This window comes from Salmonella sp. GDC200615, from assembly GCF_050574145.1.
GTDB classification, from domain to species: Bacteria; Pseudomonadota; Gammaproteobacteria; order Enterobacterales; family Enterobacteriaceae; genus Salmonella; species Salmonella enterica.
This window is the reverse complement of sequence record NZ_CP192247.1, coordinates 4292014-4311749: the sequence shown is the minus strand read 5'-3', so window position 1 is coordinate 4311749 and position 19736 is coordinate 4292014. Positions and strand designations below refer to the sequence as shown.

Sequence of the window (19736 nt, the reverse complement as noted above, 5' to 3'; positions counted from 1 at the left end):
CGCTCCATTAATGGCGGAAGTGGCGCATGTCAGTGAAGATCATCGCAATACCGTGTTCGTCGGCAGCGGCAATCACTTCGTCATCACGGATAGAACCGCCAGGCTGGATCACACAGCTCACGCCAACGGCGGCAGCGGCATCAATACCGTCACGGAACGGGAAGAACGCGTCGGAGGCCATCGCGGAACCTTTCACTTCCAGACCTTCGTCAGCCGCTTTAATGCCAGCGATTTTCGCGGAGTACACGCGGCTCATCTGGCCTGCGCCTATACCGATAGTCATGTTCTCTTTCGCATACACAATGGCGTTGGATTTCACGAACTTGGCGACCTTCCAGCAGAACAGCGCATCGCGCAGCTCCTGCTCGGTCGGCTGGCGTTTAGAGACCACGCGCAGTTCAGCTTCGCTCACCATACCCAGATCCCTGTCCTGAACCAGCAGGCCGCCGTTAACGCGTTTAAAGTCGAGGCCCGGTACGCGCTGTGCCCACTGGCCACAGGTCAGGACGCGAACGTTCTGTTTAGCGGCAGTGATCTTCAGCGCTTCTTCGGTCGCAGATGGGGCGATGATCACTTCCACGAACTGGCGGGAGATGATGGCCTGCGCGGTTTCCGCATCCAGCTCACGGTTAAAGGCGATAATGCCGCCGAACGCGGAGGTCGGGTCGGTTTTATAGGCGCGATCGTAAGCGTCGAGAATAGAGGTACTTACCGCCACGCCGCACGGGTTAGCGTGCTTGACGATTACGCAGGCTGGCTCGTTGAACGCTTTCACACACTCCAGCGCCGCGTCGGTATCGGCGATGTTGTTGTAGGAAAGCGCTTTGCCCTGAACCTGTTGTGCGGTGGCAACGGACGCTTCTTTCACATTCTCTTCTATATAGAAGGCAGCCTGCTGGTGGCTGTTCTCGCCATAGCGCATATCCTGCTTCTTAATGAAGTTCAGGTTCAGCGTACGCGGGAAGCGACCGGCGGCTTCTTTGCTTTCACCGTGGTAGGCCGGAACCATGCTGCCGAAGTAGTTAGCGATCATGCTGTCGTAGGCGGCGGTGTGTTCGAAGGCTTTAATCGAGAGATCGAAACGGGTGTCGAGGGTCAGAGAACCTTCGTTAGCATCCATCTCTTTAATAATGGCGTCGTAGTCGCTGCTCTTCACCACGATGGCCACGTCTTTATGGTTCTTCGCGGCGGAGCGCACCATCGTTGGGCCACCGATATCAATGTTCTCTACCGCATCTTCCAGCGAGCAGCCAACGCGTGCCACGGTTTCGGCGAACGGATACAGGTTAACGACAACCATATCGATAGGGGCGATGTGGTGCTGTTCCATAATGGCATCGTCCTGGCCGCGACGACCGAGGATGCCGCCGTGGACTTTTGGATGCAGGGTCTTTACGCGTCCATCCATCATTTCCGGGAAACCGGTGTAATCGGAAACTTCGGTCACCGCCAGACCTTTTTCTGCTAACAGGCGGGCGGTGCCCCCCGTAGACAGCAGCTCCACACCGCGTGCGGAAAGTGCCTGGGCGAATTCGATGATACCGGCCTTGTCAGAAACACTGAGCAGAGCGCGGCGGACTGGACGACGTTGTTGCATGGTAAATCCCCTGGATTTGACGATTACAGAGAGCGTTAGCTGAATTTTTCGTGAAAAACTCAGCTAACGCCCCTTATGGGGTATTCTCATTTTGCGGCGATATTGTAACGAAAACGTTTGCGCAACGCTCGCGAATTTTTCTTTTTAAATTCTGGCCCCGCTTTTATCCCTGAAAGATCATTTGCAGAGTGAGAGGATCCAGGAGATGAACGCGCATTTTGTGGATAAGTCTGTGCGTAAATGGGTATAACCAGGGGTTTTGCTGGGGAATGCAGCAAACAGTCATTTTTCTGCAATTTTTCTATTGCGGTCAGCAGAGAACTCCCTATAATGCGCCTCCATCGACACGGCGGATGTGAATCACTTCACACAAACAGCCGGTCGGTTGAAGAGAAAAATCCTGAAATTCAGGGTTGACTCTGAAAGAGGAAAGCGTAATATACGCCACCTCGCGACGGTGAGCTGAAAGCCGCGTCGCACCTGCTCTTTAACAATTTATCAGACAATCTGTGTGGGCACTCGAAGATACGGATTCTTGACGTCCTCGGACGAAAAATGAATACCAAGTCTCAAGAGTGAACACGTAATTCATTACGAAGTTTAATTCATTGAGCATCAAACTTTTAAATTGAAGAGTTTGATCATGGCTCAGATTGAACGCTGGCGGCAGGCCTAACACATGCAAGTCGAACGGTAACAGGAAGCAGCTTGCTGCTTTGCTGACGAGTGGCGGACGGGTGAGTAATGTCTGGGAAACTGCCTGATGGAGGGGGATAACTACTGGAAACGGTGGCTAATACCGCATAACGTCGCAAGACCAAAGAGGGGGACCTTCGGGCCTCTTGCCATCAGATGTGCCCAGATGGGATTAGCTTGTTGGTGAGGTAACGGCTCACCAAGGCGACGATCCCTAGCTGGTCTGAGAGGATGACCAGCCACACTGGAACTGAGACACGGTCCAGACTCCTACGGGAGGCAGCAGTGGGGAATATTGCACAATGGGCGCAAGCCTGATGCAGCCATGCCGCGTGTATGAAGAAGGCCTTCGGGTTGTAAAGTACTTTCAGCGGGGAGGAAGGTGTTGTGGTTAATAACCGCAGCAATTGACGTTACCCGCAGAAGAAGCACCGGCTAACTCCGTGCCAGCAGCCGCGGTAATACGGAGGGTGCAAGCGTTAATCGGAATTACTGGGCGTAAAGCGCACGCAGGCGGTCTGTCAAGTCGGATGTGAAATCCCCGGGCTCAACCTGGGAACTGCATTCGAAACTGGCAGGCTTGAGTCTTGTAGAGGGGGGTAGAATTCCAGGTGTAGCGGTGAAATGCGTAGAGATCTGGAGGAATACCGGTGGCGAAGGCGGCCCCCTGGACAAAGACTGACGCTCAGGTGCGAAAGCGTGGGGAGCAAACAGGATTAGATACCCTGGTAGTCCACGCCGTAAACGATGTCTACTTGGAGGTTGTGCCCTTGAGGCGTGGCTTCCGGAGCTAACGCGTTAAGTAGACCGCCTGGGGAGTACGGCCGCAAGGTTAAAACTCAAATGAATTGACGGGGGCCCGCACAAGCGGTGGAGCATGTGGTTTAATTCGATGCAACGCGAAGAACCTTACCTGGTCTTGACATCCACAGAAGAATCCAGAGATGGATTTGTGCCTTCGGGAACTGTGAGACAGGTGCTGCATGGCTGTCGTCAGCTCGTGTTGTGAAATGTTGGGTTAAGTCCCGCAACGAGCGCAACCCTTATCCTTTGTTGCCAGCGATTAGGTCGGGAACTCAAAGGAGACTGCCAGTGATAAACTGGAGGAAGGTGGGGATGACGTCAAGTCATCATGGCCCTTACGACCAGGGCTACACACGTGCTACAATGGCGCATACAAAGAGAAGCGACCTCGCGAGAGCAAGCGGACCTCATAAAGTGCGTCGTAGTCCGGATTGGAGTCTGCAACTCGACTCCATGAAGTCGGAATCGCTAGTAATCGTGGATCAGAATGCCACGGTGAATACGTTCCCGGGCCTTGTACACACCGCCCGTCACACCATGGGAGTGGGTTGCAAAAGAAGTAGGTAGCTTAACCTTCGGGAGGGCGCTTACCACTTTGTGATTCATGACTGGGGTGAAGTCGTAACAAGGTAACCGTAGGGGAACCTGCGGTTGGATCACCTCCTTACCTGAAAGAAGCGTACTTTGCAGTGCTCACACAGATTGTCTGATGAAAAACGAGCAGTAAAACCTCTACAGGCTTGTAGCTCAGGTGGTTAGAGCGCACCCCTGATAAGGGTGAGGTCGGTGGTTCAAGTCCACTCAGGCCTACCAAATTTTCCCTGAATACTGCGTTGTGAAATAACTCACATACTGATGTATGCTTCGTTATTCCACGCCTTGTCTCAGGAAAAATTATCGGTAAAGAGGTTCTGACTACACGATGGGGCTATAGCTCAGCTGGGAGAGCGCCTGCTTTGCACGCAGGAGGTCTGCGGTTCGATCCCGCATAGCTCCACCATCTCGTGAGTGTTTACGAAAAAATACTTCAGAGTGTACCTGAAAGGGTTCACTGCGAAGTTTTGCTCTTTAAAAATCTGGATCAAGCTGAAAATTGAAACACAGAACAACGAAAGTTGTTCGTGAGTCTCTCAAATTTTCGCAACACGATGATGAATCGTAAGAAACATCTTCGGGTTGTGAGGTTAAGCGACTAAGCGTACACGGTGGATGCCCTGGCAGTCAGAGGCGATGAAGGGCGTGCTAATCTGCGATAAGCGCCGGTAAGGTGATATGAACCGTTATAACCGGCGATACCCGAATGGGGAAACCCAGTGTGATTCGTCACACTATCATTAACTGAATCCATAGGTTAATGAGGCGAACCGGGGGAACTGAAACATCTAAGTACCCCGAGGAAAAGAAATCAACCGAGATTCCCCCAGTAGCGGCGAGCGAACGGGGAGGAGCCCAGAGCCTGAATCAGCATGTGTGTTAGTGGAAGCGTCTGGAAAGGCGCGCGATACAGGGTGACAGCCCCGTACACAAAAGCGCATGTGCTGTGAGCTCGATGAGTAGGGCGGGACACGTGGTATCCTGTCTGAATATGGGGGGACCATCCTCCAAGGCTAAATACTCCTGACTGACCGATAGTGAACCAGTACCGTGAGGGAAAGGCGAAAAGAACCCCGGCGAGGGGAGTGAAAAAGAACCTGAAACCGTGTACGTACAAGCAGTGGGAGCACAGGTTTACCTGTGTGACTGCGTACCTTTTGTATAATGGGTCAGCGACTTATATTCTGTAGCAAGGTTAACCGAATAGGGGAGCCGGAGGGAAACCGAGTCTTAACCGGGCGTTAAGTTGCAGGGTATAGACCCGAAACCCGGTGATCTAGCCATGGGCAGGTTGAAGGTTGGGTAACACTAACTGGAGGACCGAACCGACTAATGTTGAAAAATTAGCGGATGACCTGTGGCTGGGGGTGAAAGGCCAATCAAACCGGGAGATAGCTGGTTCTCCCCGAAAGCTATTTAGGTAGCGCCTCGTGAATTCATCTCCGGGGGTAGAGCACTGTTTCGGCTAGGGGGCCATCCCGGCTTACCAACCCGATGCAAACTGCGAATACCGGAGAATGTTATCACGGGAGACACACGGCGGGTGCTAACGTCCGTCGTGAAGAGGGAAACAACCCAGACCGCCAGCTAAGGTCCCAAAGTCATGGTTAAGTGGGAAACGATGTGGGAAGGCCCAGACAGCCAGGATGTTGGCTTAGAAGCAGCCATCATTTAAAGAAAGCGTAATAGCTCACTGGTCGAGTCGGCCTGCGCGGAAGATGTAACGGGGCTAAACCATGCACCGAAGCTGCGGCAGCGAACGTATCACTTAAAGCGATTCAGCGGGTTACGATTGACGGAGCGAAGCGACGTCAAAGCGTATACAAAGTCGAGTCGGTTTAAGGATACGTTCGTTGGGTAGGGGAGCGTTCTGTAAGCCTGCGAAGGTGGCCTGTGAGGGTTGCTGGAGGTATCAGAAGTGCGAATGCTGACATAAGTAACGATAAAGCGGGTGAAAAGCCCGCTCGCCGGAAGACCAAGGGTTCCTGTCCAACGTTAATCGGGGCAGGGTGAGTCGACCCCTAAGGCGAGGCCGAAAGGCGTAGTCGATGGGAAACGGGTTAATATTCCCGTACTTGGTGTTACTGCGAAGGGGGGACGGAGAAGGCTATGTTGGCCGGGCGACGGTTGTCCCGGTTTAAGCGTGTAGGTGTGTGTTCCAGGTAAATCCGGTTCACTTTAACACTGAGGCGTGATGACGAGGCACTACGGTGCTGAAGTAACAAATGCCCTGCTTCCAGGAAAAGCCTCTAAGCATCAGGTAACATCAAATCGTACCCCAAACCGACACAGGTGGTCAGGTAGAGAATACCAAGGCGCTTGAGAGAACTCGGGTGAAGGAACTAGGCAAAATGGTGCCGTAACTTCGGGAGAAGGCACGCTGACACGTAGGTGAAGTGATTTACTCACGGAGCTGAAGTCAGTCGAAGATACCAGCTGGCTGCAACTGTTTATTAAAAACACAGCACTGTGCAAACACGAAAGTGGACGTATACGGTGTGACGCCTGCCCGGTGCCGGAAGGTTAATTGATGGGGTCAGCGCAAGCGAAGCTCCTGATCGAAGCCCCGGTAAACGGCGGCCGTAACTATAACGGTCCTAAGGTAGCGAAATTCCTTGTCGGGTAAGTTCCGACCTGCACGAATGGCGTAATGATGGCCAGGCTGTCTCCACCCGAGACTCAGTGAAATTGAACTCGCTGTGAAGATGCAGTGTACCCGCGGCAAGACGGAAAGACCCCGTGAACCTTTACTATAGCTTGACACTGAACATTGAGCCTTGATGTGTAGGATAGGTGGGAGGCTTTGAAGTGTGGACGCCAGTCTGCATGGAGCCGACCTTGAAATACCACCCTTTAATGTTTGATGTTCTAACGTGGACCCGTTACCCGGGTTACGGACAGTGTCTGGTGGGTAGTTTGACTGGGGCGGTCTCCTCCTAAAGAGTAACGGAGGAGCACGAAGGTTGGCTAATCCTGGTCGGACATCAGGAGGTTAGTGCAATGGCATAAGCCAGCTTGACTGCGAGCGTGACGGCGCGAGCAGGTGCGAAAGCAGGTCATAGTGATCCGGTGGTTCTGAATGGAAGGGCCATCGCTCAACGGATAAAAGGTACTCCGGGGATAACAGGCTGATACCGCCCAAGAGTTCATATCGACGGCGGTGTTTGGCACCTCGATGTCGGCTCATCACATCCTGGGGCTGAAGCAGGTCCCAAGGGTATGGCTGTTCGCCATTTAAAGTGGTACGCGAGCTGGGTTTAGAACGTCGTGAGACAGTTCGGTCCCTATCTGCCGTGGGCGCTGGAGAACTGAGGGGGGCTGCTCCTAGTACGAGAGGACCGGAGTGGACGCATCACTGGTGTTCGGGTTGTCATGCCAATGGCACTGCCCGGTAGCTAAATGCGGAAGAGATAAGTGCTGAAAGCATCTAAGCACGAAACTTGCCCCGAGATGAGTTCTCCCTGAGACTTAGAGTCTCCTGAAGGAACGTTGAAGACGACGACGTTGATAGGCCGGGTGTGTAAGCGCAGCGATGCGTTGAGCTAACCGGTACTAATGAACCGTGAGGCTTAACCTTACAACGCCGAAGATGTTTTGGCGGATGAGAGACGATTTTCAGCAGTGATTCAGAGTTGAGTACGCAATAATTTGCGCAGCAGCAAGGCGGCAAGCGAAGGAAAGGAAGGAGCATACAGAAGTATGTGACTGAGTTTACGAGCGCAGGCAACGCCGCTGATGCGATAAAGAATTGCGTACAGAGCACAAAGAATTTGCCTGGCGGCAGTAGCGCGGTGGTCCCACCTGACCCCATGCCGAACTCAGAAGTGAAACGCCGTAGCGCCGATGGTAGTGTGGGGTCTCCCCATGCGAGAGTAGGGAACTGCCAGGCATCAAATTTAGTGTGCTGATATGGCTCAGTTGGTAGAGCGCACCCTTGGTAAGGGTGAGGTCCCCAGTTCGACTCTGGGTATCAGCACCACTTAATACGGTTAAAGTTCGGTATTTGAAAAAGAATTTGTCTGGCGGCAGTAGCGCGGTGGTCCCACCTGACCCCATGCCGAACTCAGAAGTGAAACGCCGTAGCGCCGATGGTAGTGTGGGGTCTCCCCATGCGAGAGTAGGGAACTGCCAGACATCAAATAAAACAAAAGGCTCAGTCGAAAGACTGGGCCTTTTGTTTTATCTGTTGTTTGTCGGTGAGTAGTCTCCTGAGGAGGACAAATCCGCCGGGAGCGGATTTGAACGTTGCGCAGCAACGGCCCGTAGGGTGGCGGGCAGGACGCCCGCCATAAACTGCCAGACATCAAATAAAGCAAAGGGCCCAATCGAAAGACTGGGCCTTTTTGCATTTATCTCTCTATGGAAAAAGTTATCGGATAATGACGCCGACGCGTTTTAAACATCTTCGTAGAGTGGATAAAAACCGTTTTAGTCAACGTGATTTCCCGCCATATATCCGCCTGAACCATCGAATGTGAACCGTGCTGAAGTAGATGTACAAACGGCTTTTACTTACGCCTCTAATAAGCAATAGAGATATTCGCTGAGGACTAAAAATCTGGCCCATTAGGCTATTTTATTTGCCAGTTTGGCCTAGGGACAGTGCTCAAAATCCTCATGTATTACGTGTATGTTCCGGTTTATATCCAGACTGTCTGTAATAATTACGCCTAATGATCACGCTCTAAGTCTTACTGTATAAAGCCTGTTTGTAATGCGGCTTACGATGCTATCAAGCTATAATTTTGTCTGCATCGGACAAGGAATAGAATAAATACCATCGGGATGGGCGAGTAAGAAAAGGGAGCGTTTTATCGTGTTAACTTTCGGGGGATAGACTGAACAGATTACGTCGCTGAGTATCCTTACGACCTTTATATTATTACTGAAAGCGCGGCATTGCCGCGCCTGCATGTATCATTTAGAAAGCGCAATGATACCCATCGTCAACCCTGCTACCGCCGCAGCGCCGCCAGCGATAGCGCCTGCTGTCTCCCAGTTATCCTGCGTTGTACCTTTCATACATGTATTGGTATGAACCAGCCGCCCTTGATCGTCATAAACCGGTACGCAGGGAGAATCATGTGCACAACCTGCCAATAAGGTGGTAAGCAATGCAACTGGAATTAGTCTTTTCATGGTGTTACCTCATTAATCAGCGTTTCGCGAAGTACAGCAACGTAAATGCTGGCTCTAACCGCTGCGAAAACGAGAGTTATTTTACCACCACAGAAAAAATGGCCGACATGAGGAATCATCTCAACTCATGTGAATTGTAAAAACTATGGAGAATGCAGAGGTAAGCGGAGAGGGGGGAATAGCGGAGATAAAGACGTACCGTTTAAAAAGGCGTCCGAAGACGCCTCTGTTTACCGGTTAATCATGATGGCGATTAAATCGGCGTTTTACAACAACGAAGAATACTGGCACGAAGAAGATAGCTAATAAGGTTGCGGTTAACATTCCCCCCATAACCCCTGTGCCTACTGCGTTCTGTGCCCCACTACCTGCGCCACGACTGATAACTAACGGCATTACCCCGAGAATAAAGGCCAGCGAGGTCATTAGAATAGGACGTAAACGCATACGGGATGCTTCCAGCGTCGCTTCAATCAATCCACGTCCTTCTTTTTCCATGAGATCTTTGGCGAACTCGACAATCAGGATGGCGTTTTTAGCAGAAAGGCCAATAGTGGTTAACAAGCCAACCTGGAAGTAAACGTCATTGTTCAGACCGCGCAATGACGCTGCAAGCAGAGCGCCAACCACGCCGAGCGGTACGACCAGCATTACCGAGAACGGAATTGACCAGCTTTCATACAGAGCGGCAAGGCAGAGGAAAACGACAATGAGTGAGATTGCGTACAGCGCCGGCGCCTGGTTACCTGACAACCGTTCCTGATACGACATACCTGTCCAGTCATAGCCAATACCGTTTGGCAGCTGTGAAGCCAGGTTTTCCATTAACGACATGGCTTCACCGGTACTTCGTCCGGGCGCTGCTTCACCGAGCAGTTCCATTGACGGCATCCCGTTATAGCGTTCCAGGCGTGGCGAACCATAAATCCACCGTGCTGAGCTAAAGGTAGAGAAGGGCACCATCTCGCCATTGGCGCTGCGTACATAAAGATTGTTGATATCTCCCGGCAGCATACGGAACTGAGCGTCAGCCTGAACGTATACTTTTTTCACTCGTCCGCGATCGATAAAGTCGTTAACGTAATAGCCGCCCAACGCCGCGGAGATGGTTTCGTTGATATCAGACAGCGAAACACCGAGCGCCTGCGCTTTTTCTTGATCGACATCCAGCTTGAACTGTGGCGTGTCTTCCAGCCCGTTCGGGCGTACGCGCACTAATAGGTCAGGATGCTTCGCGACCATACCCAGGAGTTGATTACGCGCTTTTGTTAACGCATCGTGACCGAGTCCTCCCTGATCAATCAGTTCAAAGTCGAAACCTGTCGCGGTACCTAACTCGACAATTGCTGGCATGTTGAAGGGGAACACCAACCCGTCGCGAATCTGGCTGAAGGCGCGTGTCGCTCTGGCGATAACGGCTTCGACGCTATTTTCTTCACCGTTACGCTCTTCCCAGGGTTTAAGGCTGACAAATGCCATCCCTGAGTTTTGTCCCTGACCGCTAAAGCTAAAGCCGTTTACGGTAAACACGCTTTCGACGTTCGCTTTTTCATTATTCAGGTAGTAATGAGTGACTTGATCCAGCACTTTCTGCGTACGTTCTTGCGTAGCGCCAGAGGGGAGCTGAATCATGGTCAGGAATACCCCCTGATCTTCTTCCGGCAGGAAGGAGGTCGGGAGGCGTAAAAACAGAACCGGCATTCCGACTACAATAAGTAGATAGATAATGAGATAGCGACCCGTATTACGCACGATGCCGCTTACGCTGTTAGTATAGTGGTTAACGCTGTGGTCAAACCTGGTATTGAACCAGCCAAAGAAGCCGCTTTTTTTCTCGTGATGTTCAGCAGATACGGGTTTAAGCAGCGTAGCGCACAGCGCTGGCGTCAGAATCAACGCAACCAGAACGGATAGCGCCATTGCTGAAACAATAGTAATAGAGAACTGGCGATAAATTGCCCCGGTCGAGCCGCCAAAAAAGGCCATCGGGATAAATACCGCAGACAGTACCATCGCGATACCAACCAGCGCTCCCTGAATCTGCGACATGGATTTTTCCGTCGCCTCTCGGGGAGGAAGGTTATCCTCCATCATTACACGTTCAACGTTTTCTACGACCACTATCGCATCGTCAACCAACAGCCCTATCGCCAGTACCATGCCGAACATCGTCAGGGTATTGATGGAATAGCCAAAGGCGGCGAGTACCGCAAAAGTGCCTAGCAACACGACAGGAACAGCGATGGTAGGAATCAGGGTTGCCCGGATATTCTGTAAGAACAGATACATTACCAGGAACACCAGAATAATCGCTTCAAACAGCGTTTTTACCACTTCGTGGATAGATATTTTTACGAAGGGCGTTGTGTCATAAGGATAAACCACCTTCATTCCCTGGGGGAAGAAAGGCTGCAGCTCCGCCAGTTTCGCTTTGATTGCGGTTGCGGTATCCAGCGCGTTAGCGCCGGTCGCCAGTTTAATACCGAGACCGGAGGCCGGTTTACCGTTAATGCGCGCTACAACGTTATAGTTTTCACCGCCAAGCTCAATACGCGCGACATCTTTGAGATGGACGACAGAGCCGTCGGTATTGACGCGCAACGTAACTTTGCCGAACTCTTCCGGATCTTTCAGACGCGTTTGGGCGATGATTGAGGCGTTAAGCTGCTGGCCCGGTAATGCTGGCGTGCCGCCCAGTTGGCCTGCCGCAATCTGGTCGTTCTGTACTTTTAACTGGTTGATGACGTCAACTGGCGTGAGCTGGTATTTATTTAGCAGATTCGCATCCAGCCAGATACGCATGGCGTACTGTGCGCCAAATAGCTGAACGTCGCCCACACCATTCAGACGGCTGATAGAATCCTTAATGTTAGAGGCGACATAGTCAGAGATGTCGTCCTGGGTAGTGTTCGGATTATCTGAGACGAACCCGGCGACCATCAAAAAGCTGCTGCTGGATTTTTCAACGCTAATCCCCTGCTGCTGGACTTCTTGCGGCAGTAAAGGCGTGGCGAGCTGCAATTTATTTTGCACCTGAACCTGCGCGATATCCGGATCGGTTCCGGACTGGAAGGTCAGGGTGATGGTCACGCTACCAGCAGAGTCGCTGGTAGAGGACATATACATCAGGTTATCGATACCGTTCATATTTTGTTCGATAACCTGAGTAACCGTATCCTGTACCGTCTGCGCATCCGCGCCAGGATAGGTTGCAGAAATAGAAACCGCTGGCGGCGCAATGGTTGGATACTGCGCAACGGGAAGTTGCATTATTGCCAGTGCGCCAGCCATCATCAGGATAATGGCCAGAACCCAGGCGAAAATAGGACGTCTAATAAAAAAGTTTGCCATGTGCGGTTACCTTATTGCGCCGTTTTCGCTGCAGGAGCATCGGTAGTGGCTTTCACCTGGACGCCCGGTCGCGCTTTTTGTAAGCCGCTGGCGATGACCTTATCGCCCGGTTTTAACCCTTCGCTGATGAGCCATTTATCGCCAATAGCCTGCGCCGCCACGACATTGCGGGCTTCGACCTGGCTTTTATCGTTAACCACTATCACCATTGCGTCGCCGCGCGGCGTGCGGGTTACGCCCTGCTGGGGGACAAGGATGGCATTGGGCTGGACGCCTTCATCAATGCGGGCGCGAACAAACATACCGGGAAGCAGACTGTGTTGCGGGTTAGGGAACACCGCCCTGAGCGTGATAGAGCCGGTGCTTTCATCTACGGTAACGTCGGAAAATTGCAGCGTGCCTTTAATCGGGTAGACCTGACCATTTTCCATTACCAGTTGAACCGTGCTACTGGCGCTGTCTTTATGCAGGTTACCTTGTTCGGCGGATTGCTTGAGTCGCATAAAGTCGTTGCTTGATTGCGTCACGTCGACATAAATCGGATCGAGTTGTTGCACGGTAGCCAGTTCAGTTGACTGACCATTAGTCACCAGCGCGCCTTCAGTCACATTAGATTTTCCTATACGCCCGCTGATGGGTGAGGTGACTTTGGTATACGCAAGGTTAATACGCGCGCTTTCAACAGCGGCTTTTGCCGCCACAACGGCGGCATCGGCCTGGCGGGCGTCGGCAATCGCCTGATCATATTCCTGTTGGCTGATATATTTTGTGCCGACCAGTGGAACATAGCGTTTGACCGTCAGGTGCGCGATAGCCGCAGCCGCTTCGCTTTTAGCAAGTTCGCCTTTAGCGCTGTCATAATCAGCCTGATAAGTGGCAGGATCGATCTGATAGAGCGACTGCCCGGCCTCTACATCGCTACCTTCGGTGAAGTTTCTTTTAAGCACGATCCCGCTCACCTGGGGGCGAACCTCCGCAATGCGAAATGCGGACGTACGTCCGGGAAGTTCGGTCGTTACGGCTAGCGGCGCTGTTTCGACCACATGGACGGTGACTTGCGGCTCGCCGGCATGAGCCTGGGTATCTCCCTGGTCATTACAACCGGCCAGCAGCGCAGCAGAGAATATGATGAATGAGGGCAGGAGTGAAAACCTGGCATGTTTCGTCATTACTGTTCCTTAAAAAACCGAAAGCTCGTTATTCACCGGATAACGGTAAGGCGTTAACGCGCGAAAAATAGAATAGCAGTGGGGTATCCTACAAATTATTAGCTTGTGATGTAAGCAATACTTATTTTGGGATGGGGTTCACGGCACATAAAAGCAAAAAAAAGAACTATTCCCTGTCGTTTCATAATGTCCCGATTAGTAAAATCATGATGTTGAATAACATAAATAGAAATATATATTTTATATGAATGTGTTTTATTAATTTATTTGTTTTTATTATTGATTTGGCGATATTGTGCGAAATAAAAATAGCTGTCTCTCGTCTGACTAAAAAGGACATGATAAAGTTGTTTTTTGTGCTGAGTATTTTATCAGCGTATTTATCGTTTTTATGGTCCAGGATATCTTAATTATGGCGAAGAAAACGAAGGCGGATGCGCTTAAAACGCGGCAACATTTGATTGAAACCGCTATTGCGCAGTTCGCTTTGCGCGGCGTTGCCAACACGACGTTGAATGATATCGCTGATGCCGCTGATGTCACGCGGGGCGCCATCTACTGGCACTTTGAGAATAAAACGCAGTTGTTTAATGAGGTTTGGTTACAGCAACCACCTTTACGCGAACTTATTCAGGATAGGCTTACGGGATGCTGGAATGATAATCCTTTACAGGATCTACGAGAGAAATTTATTGCAGCCTTACAATATATTGCGGCAGTGCCTCGTCAGCAGGCATTAATGCAGATTTTATATCATAAATGTGAATTCCATAATGGTATGATATCGGAACAGGCCATTCGGGAGAATATGGGTTTCCATCATCAGTCGCTGCTTGAAGTATTACAGCGATGTATGGATAAAAAACTGATCTCAGGCAGTCTTGATCTGGATGTCATATTAATTATTCTGCATGGTAGTTTTAGCGGAATAGTAAAAAACTGGTTAATGAATCCCACAAGTTATGATCTTTATAAGCAGGCGCCTGCATTAGTCGATAATGTATTAAAAATGCTAAGCCCGGATGGCAGTGTGAGGCAATTAATGCCAAATGAACAACAGGCGGAAGAAGCCTGAGATTATTTTGAGTTGATATTATATATTGACCTTGTGAATATATTGGCAGGATCCCGAATATCGCGAGCAATTTCCTCTGCCGTACGCGGCTTGCCAAGCAGGAACCCCTGAAGCGTATGGCATCCTAACTGGGTCAAAAATTGTTGCTGCGTTTCATTCTCTACCCCTTCTGCCACAATTTGCAGATTTAACGCTTTCGCCAGCGCGACAATAGCCGCAACAATGGTCGCGCCGTCGCCTGCCTCGCTGAGTTCATGTACGAAAGCGCGATCAATTTTTAGTTCGCACGCCGGAAGACGTTTCAGATAGAGAAGGCTGGAATAACCGGTGCCAAAGTCGTCAATAGAGGCCTTAACCCCCATTTCCGTTAATCTGGTGAGTATAGCGACGCTTTGCTCTGGCTTGTTCATCGCCGTGGTTTCGGTGATTTCCAGAATCAATAAATCGGGACGGATACTGTGTCGGGCCAGGCTCCGCGTAATGGTGTCCACAAGCCCGGGCTGCTCAAATTGTAAGGCGGACAGATTTACCGCCACTGACCATAAGTCGTATCCCTGTAAGTGCCACTCGCGGAGCTGTCGACACGCCTCGTCTATCACCCAGCTACCGATAGTGACGATAAGACCCGTTTTTTCCGCCAGCGGTAAAAACTGGTCAGGATTCAGTACGCCTTGTTTTGGATGATACCAGCGCAACAGGGCCTCAAATCCTACAATAGGGCCGGCAGAAGCCTGAAATTTAGGCTGATACACTAACCTGAGCTCCTGTCTTTCCAGCGCCAGCCACAGGTCATTCATTAGCTGAAGTTGGGTTTGCGCCAGCATATTCATTGATGGCTGAAAGATATGGTATCCGTTACGCCCCGTATGTTTCGTGTGGTACATTGCGGCATCGGCGTTGAACATCAGTTCCCGTTCGTTTTTTCCGTCCAGCGGATAGAGCGCTATTCCCACGCTAAGGGTGACGACCAGTTCGTACGGATCTATTGTAAAGGGCGCATCTATCGAATGTACCAGCGCGCTGGCAAGGGAAGCCGCTTCGTCAGGCGCGCTGACTTCTGCAAGCAGCACAAATTCGTCGCCGCCAATCCGCGCCAGGGTAAACTGCCCGCTCAGCGGTTGGTTCAGACGATGCGTGACCGCTACCAGTAGCTTATCGCCGATATCATGACCATAAGCGTCATTAACGGTTTTAAAGCCATCCAGATCCATAAACAGTAGCGCGAAAGACGTGTTTTCCCGATTCGCTTTGCTGATGGCCTGTTCCAGACGATCCTCAAGAAGCACCCGGTTTGGTAAACGGGTGAGCGTATCATGCAGCGCCAACTGCGCCAGTTCCTGGTTCGCCTGCGCCAGCGAAGAGGCAAGTAGTGCGGTACGGGCCTGAAGCCGGGCGTCAAATAAAGAAACCAGCAGAGTAATACCCAGGATAGTCAGCGCGACCACGCTGACAAGAACAGCCAGCCAGTTGCTATCGACGCCACGATGCTCCATCGGCCAGTTTTGGGGAAAGTGTGCGGCCTTCATGCCGGCGTAATGCATGCCGGCGATAGCTATCCCCATTAATACCGCGGCGCCTGCTCGCCTCAGGGCGACATCTGTTCCCTCATGACGCAGGCGGAACGTGAGCCACAGCGCGCCGCAGGACGCCAGTAGCGCGATAATGATAGAGAGGGCAACCCACGCGCTATTCCAGACGATAATGGAAGCAAATTGCAGCGCCGCCATCCCGGTATAATGCATTGCGCTGATGCCCAGTCCCATCACCAGCGCGCCCGGCAGTAAACGGCGCAGGCGCAGTTTTTCAGCGCTGACCAGCCATAGCGCAAACAGGGAGGAGCCGATCGCGATCAGCATGGAGAGGCCGGTGAGGAACGGATCGAAGCGCATGTTCATCGCGTGATCCATCGCCAGCATCCCGACAAAATGCATCGCCCAAATACCGACGCCCAGCGCGAAGCCGCCGCCCATTAGCCATATTCTGGCGTTTGATCGGGCGCTTCCGGCTACGCGTCCGGCCATATTTAATGCGGTATAGGACGCAAAAATAGCGACAGCAAATGAAACCGCCACAAGGATGTGGTTGTACTCACTAACCGGCATGTATCATTAGCTCATTGGTTATGCAGGAAAAGAACAGGACGAGACAGTATCACCCCTTCTTTTATCCTCAACGTGTTTTAATTCCCTGTTTTTATAAGGGATAAAAGAAATCCGGGTGATAAATAATCATAGGTTAAATCGCCCGGTTCGCTACTCCAGATCGGTACAATTGATCAATTTGAGAGGGTTAACCGAATCCATGTTTCGGCACTTATCCTGTTCAGTTGCCATCAATTCGATCCATTGCATCAAAAGCGCATCAAAAAGAAAAACGGAGACGGCAAAAACAACCAGCCACCAATACTTACGTATCATCGTCAAATCCTGTGTATTCATGCCCATGCGTGCTGGGAATATACATGAAATTTTGACGCTGAAAAGCGGACTTACAATGCTTTTACTTCTCTGAAGATAGCGCGTTTATCCCGACATTTCGCTGCTTTTTGGACAGGTTTTGTGTTTTTCTCTTTTTGACTTTTGCAAGTTCATTTTCTGAATAATGCGAAGTGACGCTCAATCTTCTGAGCCCCATTTTTACGTACTCATTATTGAGTTCAATACCGATAAACTTACAACCTGACGCCGCTGCGACAGCGCCTGTGGTGAAACTGCCCGCGAAAGGGTCCAATACGGTATCGCTCGGGTTAGAAGAGGCCAGTATGATCCGTTTTAACAGCGCGCTGGGCTTTTGCGTAGGATGGTTTTCATATTCATCCATCAGATAACGTACGCGAGGAAATGACCAGACGTTGCCCGGCACTTTTTTCTGATTGTATGGTTGGGGCGGGTTTTTTCGATAATCGATTAGCGCGCGCTTAGCGCCCGTAGTGGTTTCGACCAGAATCGCATCACGGTTAAAGGTATAGCTTTTCGGGTTTTTTACCATCATCAGGATCGGTTCATACATAGAACCAAAGTATTTTTTCGCCTGCACCCCGGAACTATCATAGGACCAGACGATACGGCTTTTGATGGTAAAAAGCGTTCGGCATTTGAGATCGATATACGGCATATTTTCTGTGCTATTCATGATGTACATGGTGCCGTGTTTCTTCAGTACGCGGTGGCACTCATCAATGCATTCATACAGCCAGGCCAGAAAAGACGCTTCGTCCCAGGACTCCACCATACCGTCGAAATCTTTTCCGATATTGTAAGGCGGATCGGCAAAAATTAAGTCAATGCTTTCAGAAGGCAGTTTTTTAAGTTCTGTTAGCGCGTCACCGTGAATAATCTTCTTCGATTCATCGCCAAAGTACTGAGGTTCACATTCCGCTTTCATGACCAAATTCCATGTGATGCGTATAAAAAAGGCGCTTCCCCATGCCGAGTAGCGCCTTTTTAAACAAGCAGTTAGCTAATCGAAATTAGTTCATGCCGTATTTTTTTAATTTTTTACGCAGCGTACCACGGTTGATGCCCATCATCAGAGCAGCACGGGTCTGGTTACCACGGGTGTATTGCATCACCATGTCCAACAGGGGCTGTTCTACTTCAGCCAGTACCAGCTCATACAGGTCATTAACGTCCTGACCATTCAGTTGAGCAAAATAGTTCTTCAGTGCCTGTTTAACCGAGTCACGCAGGGGTTTTTGGGTTACCTGATCCTGAGAGTTAACGGTAGAAACGGTCAGTACGTCAGAATTTACGCGTTGTTCGAACATAGTTCTGTCAGCTCTTTATTTCTGTTTACGCAAAATTTTCGAAGTATGCCTCCAACGCCTCCAGCTGTTCGCTGGCGTCCTCAATAGCGTTGAATGTGCGCCGAAACTGGTCGTCTGGAGCGTGCTCCTGGAGATACCAGGAGACGTGTTTACGCGCGATTCGGTACCCTTTTGCCTGACCGTAAAAGTCATGCAGTTCCCGAACATGCGTGCAAAGCAAGCGCTTTACCTTTGCCAGCGGCAGCGGCGGAAGCAGCTCCCCAGTGTCCAGATAATGCTGGATTTCCCGAAAGATCCAGGGTCTTCCCTGAGCTGCGCGGCCTATCATCAGGGCATCCGCCCCTGTATAGTCGAGAACAGCTCTGGCTTTATGCGGGTTAGTAATGTCGCCATTCGCGATAATCGGAATGGAAACTTTCTGCTTAACTGCCCGAATACTGTCGTATTCAGCTTCTCCGTTGAACAAACAGGCGCGGGTGCGGCCATGGATGGTCAGAGCCTGAATACCACAATCTTCAGCCAGTTGGGCAATCTCTACGCAGTTACGGTGTTCCGGCGCCCAGCCGGTGCGAATCTTGAGAGTCACAGGAACGTCCACTGCGTTTACGACCCCGATGAGTATAGACTTCACTAAATCCGGGTACTGCAAGAGGGCTGAACCTGCCAGCTTACGATTCACTTTCTTCGCCGGGCACCCCATATTGATATCAATAATCTGGGCGCCGCTTTCCACGTTAATACGTGCGGCATCGGCCATCTCAACAGGGTCGCTACCGGCAATTTGCACCGTGCGAATTCCTGGCTCATCAACGTGCACCATCCGTAAACGAGATTTATCGCTTTCCCACACTTGCGGGTTAGAAGACATCATCTCGGATACTGTCAATCCTGCTCCCATCTCATAGCACAGCGTCCGGAAAGGTCTGTCAGTAATGCCAGCCATGGGCGCTGCGATCAGGCGATTTCTGAGCTGATATTGTCCGATGCGCATGAGTTAAGAAATGACCATACTGTGACTGCAAGGCGGCGTATATTACGCATTTTTTGCACGAGATGAAAGGCCAAACTTTGAACAATCCACTGTTGTAGATCAATGAATCGTGCTTAAAAACAGCAAAATAAATTTATAATTCAGTAAAATCATAGGGTTATTTATTGTCGGCGGTTTTGTACGCGCTTACAAATTCCCGTAACTTCTCTCTATTTCTTCGTCCAGAAACAAGATAAGCGGAATAATCTGCTTTTTTTATAAGCTAATTACCCCAAATGAATGGGATCGCCGTCTCGTTTCAGGACAAGATCACTTCCCGCTGCGCGTGATTTTTCTCCATTGCCAGTCGGAAGGGGGCGCACAGATGCGCTTTTGTGTTCATGAATGGCACGGATAAATTTTTCCAGCTGCGCTGAAGAGAGGGTTAGCGGATGCTGCAGAACAACCCGGACAGCATTACTAAGTACGAGGGCGATGGCTGCGACCCGTTAAAACGCCAGTATCTTTTGTCCGCTGGTAGCAGCTGTTTATCCAGACGGATAGTGACAAAGAAG

General features: G+C 50.8%; 10 protein-coding genes, 3 tRNA genes and 4 rRNA genes. 8 read left to right on the top strand and 9 right to left on the bottom strand.

All coding sequences use genetic code 11. The features are described 5' to 3' along the window. Positions 1–7 precede the first annotated feature (7 nt). Entirely contained in the window at positions 8–1597 is a 1590-nt protein-coding gene (purH, locus tag ACQ29O_RS20890; RefSeq protein WP_001187494.1) for a bifunctional phosphoribosylaminoimidazolecarboxamide formyltransferase/IMP cyclohydrolase, read from the bottom strand. A 625-nt stretch (positions 1598–2222) separates the two neighbouring features. Here purH and ACQ29O_RS20885 point away from each other — a divergent pair. The 7 genes from ACQ29O_RS20885 (at position 2223) to rrf (ACQ29O_RS20855) (ending at position 7825) form a co-directional block, all read left to right on the top strand. Next, a 16S ribosomal RNA gene (locus ACQ29O_RS20885) occupies positions 2223–3764 on the top strand. A 69-nt stretch (positions 3765–3833) separates the two neighbouring features. Beyond that, positions 3834–3910 (top strand) — tRNA-Ile (locus ACQ29O_RS20880). Positions 3911–4021: 111 nt separating this feature from the next. Further along, positions 4022–4097, top strand: a tRNA-Ala gene (locus ACQ29O_RS20875). Between the two features lie 182 nt (positions 4098–4279). Further along, positions 4280–7268: ribosomal RNA gene (locus ACQ29O_RS20870) — 23S ribosomal RNA — on the top strand. Between the two features lie 196 nt (positions 7269–7464). Further along, positions 7465–7580: ribosomal RNA gene (gene rrf, locus ACQ29O_RS20865) — 5S ribosomal RNA — on the top strand. Between the two features lie 14 nt (positions 7581–7594). After that, positions 7595–7670 (top strand) — tRNA-Thr (locus tag ACQ29O_RS20860). Positions 7671–7709: 39 nt separating this feature from the next. Next, positions 7710–7825: ribosomal RNA gene (gene rrf, locus ACQ29O_RS20855) — 5S ribosomal RNA — on the top strand. Together the 16S, 23S and 5S rRNA genes with 3 tRNA genes alongside form the textbook arrangement of a ribosomal RNA operon. Before the next feature lie 783 nt (positions 7826–8608). On the opposite strand, the gene ACQ29O_RS20850 is transcribed toward rrf (ACQ29O_RS20855), so the two are convergent. The 3 genes from ACQ29O_RS20850 to ACQ29O_RS20840 all read right to left on the bottom strand — a co-directional run bounded on the left by ACQ29O_RS20850 (position 8609) and on the right by ACQ29O_RS20840 (position 13350). Then, positions 8609–8830: a membrane protein gene (locus ACQ29O_RS20850; protein ID WP_000825645.1), complete on the bottom strand. Its 222-nt coding sequence runs from the start codon at positions 8828–8830 to the stop codon at positions 8609–8611. Between the two features lie 237 nt (positions 8831–9067). Then, positions 9068–12181 (bottom strand): efflux RND transporter permease subunit, encoded by a 3114-nt coding sequence (locus tag ACQ29O_RS20845; RefSeq protein ID WP_001273280.1) that lies wholly within the window; start codon positions 12179–12181, stop codon positions 9068–9070. Between the two features lie 11 nt (positions 12182–12192). Continuing rightward, the gene (locus ACQ29O_RS20840; protein ID WP_000160378.1) at positions 12193–13350 is read right to left on the bottom strand and encodes an efflux RND transporter periplasmic adaptor subunit; all 1158 of its coding nucleotides are present in this window, start codon (positions 13348–13350) and stop codon (positions 12193–12195) included. Positions 13351–13762: 412 nt separating this feature from the next. Here ACQ29O_RS20840 and envR point away from each other — a divergent pair, with 412 nt between their 5' ends. Continuing rightward, the gene (gene envR / locus ACQ29O_RS20835; RefSeq protein WP_001085727.1) at positions 13763–14425 is read left to right on the top strand and encodes an acrEF/envCD operon transcriptional regulator; all 663 of its coding nucleotides are present in this window, start codon (positions 13763–13765) and stop codon (positions 14423–14425) included. Between the two features lie 2 nt (positions 14426–14427). Here envR and ACQ29O_RS20830 read toward each other — a convergent pair whose 3' ends face one another. From ACQ29O_RS20830 to dusB, 5 genes are all read right to left on the bottom strand, one after another. Next, positions 14428–16527, bottom strand: coding sequence for a putative bifunctional diguanylate cyclase/phosphodiesterase (locus ACQ29O_RS20830; RefSeq protein ID WP_001145333.1), 2100 nt, complete (start codon positions 16525–16527; stop codon positions 14428–14430). A gap of 150 nt (positions 16528–16677) precedes the next feature. Further along, positions 16678–16842 (bottom strand): DUF2556 family protein, encoded by a 165-nt coding sequence (locus ACQ29O_RS20825; protein WP_000620015.1) that lies wholly within the window; start codon positions 16840–16842, stop codon positions 16678–16680. A gap of 82 nt (positions 16843–16924) precedes the next feature. Continuing rightward, entirely contained in the window at positions 16925–17809 is an 885-nt protein-coding gene (gene yhdJ, locus ACQ29O_RS20820; RefSeq protein ID WP_000642610.1) for an adenine-specific DNA-methyltransferase, read from the bottom strand. Between the two features lie 85 nt (positions 17810–17894). Continuing rightward, the gene (fis, locus tag ACQ29O_RS20815; protein ID WP_000462905.1) at positions 17895–18191 is read right to left on the bottom strand and encodes a DNA-binding transcriptional regulator Fis; all 297 of its coding nucleotides are present in this window, start codon (positions 18189–18191) and stop codon (positions 17895–17897) included. Positions 18192–18216: 25 nt separating this feature from the next. Then, positions 18217–19182: a tRNA dihydrouridine synthase DusB gene (gene dusB / locus ACQ29O_RS20810; RefSeq protein WP_001219665.1), complete on the bottom strand. Its 966-nt coding sequence runs from the start codon at positions 19180–19182 to the stop codon at positions 18217–18219. Between the last annotated feature and the right edge of the window lie 554 nt (positions 19183–19736).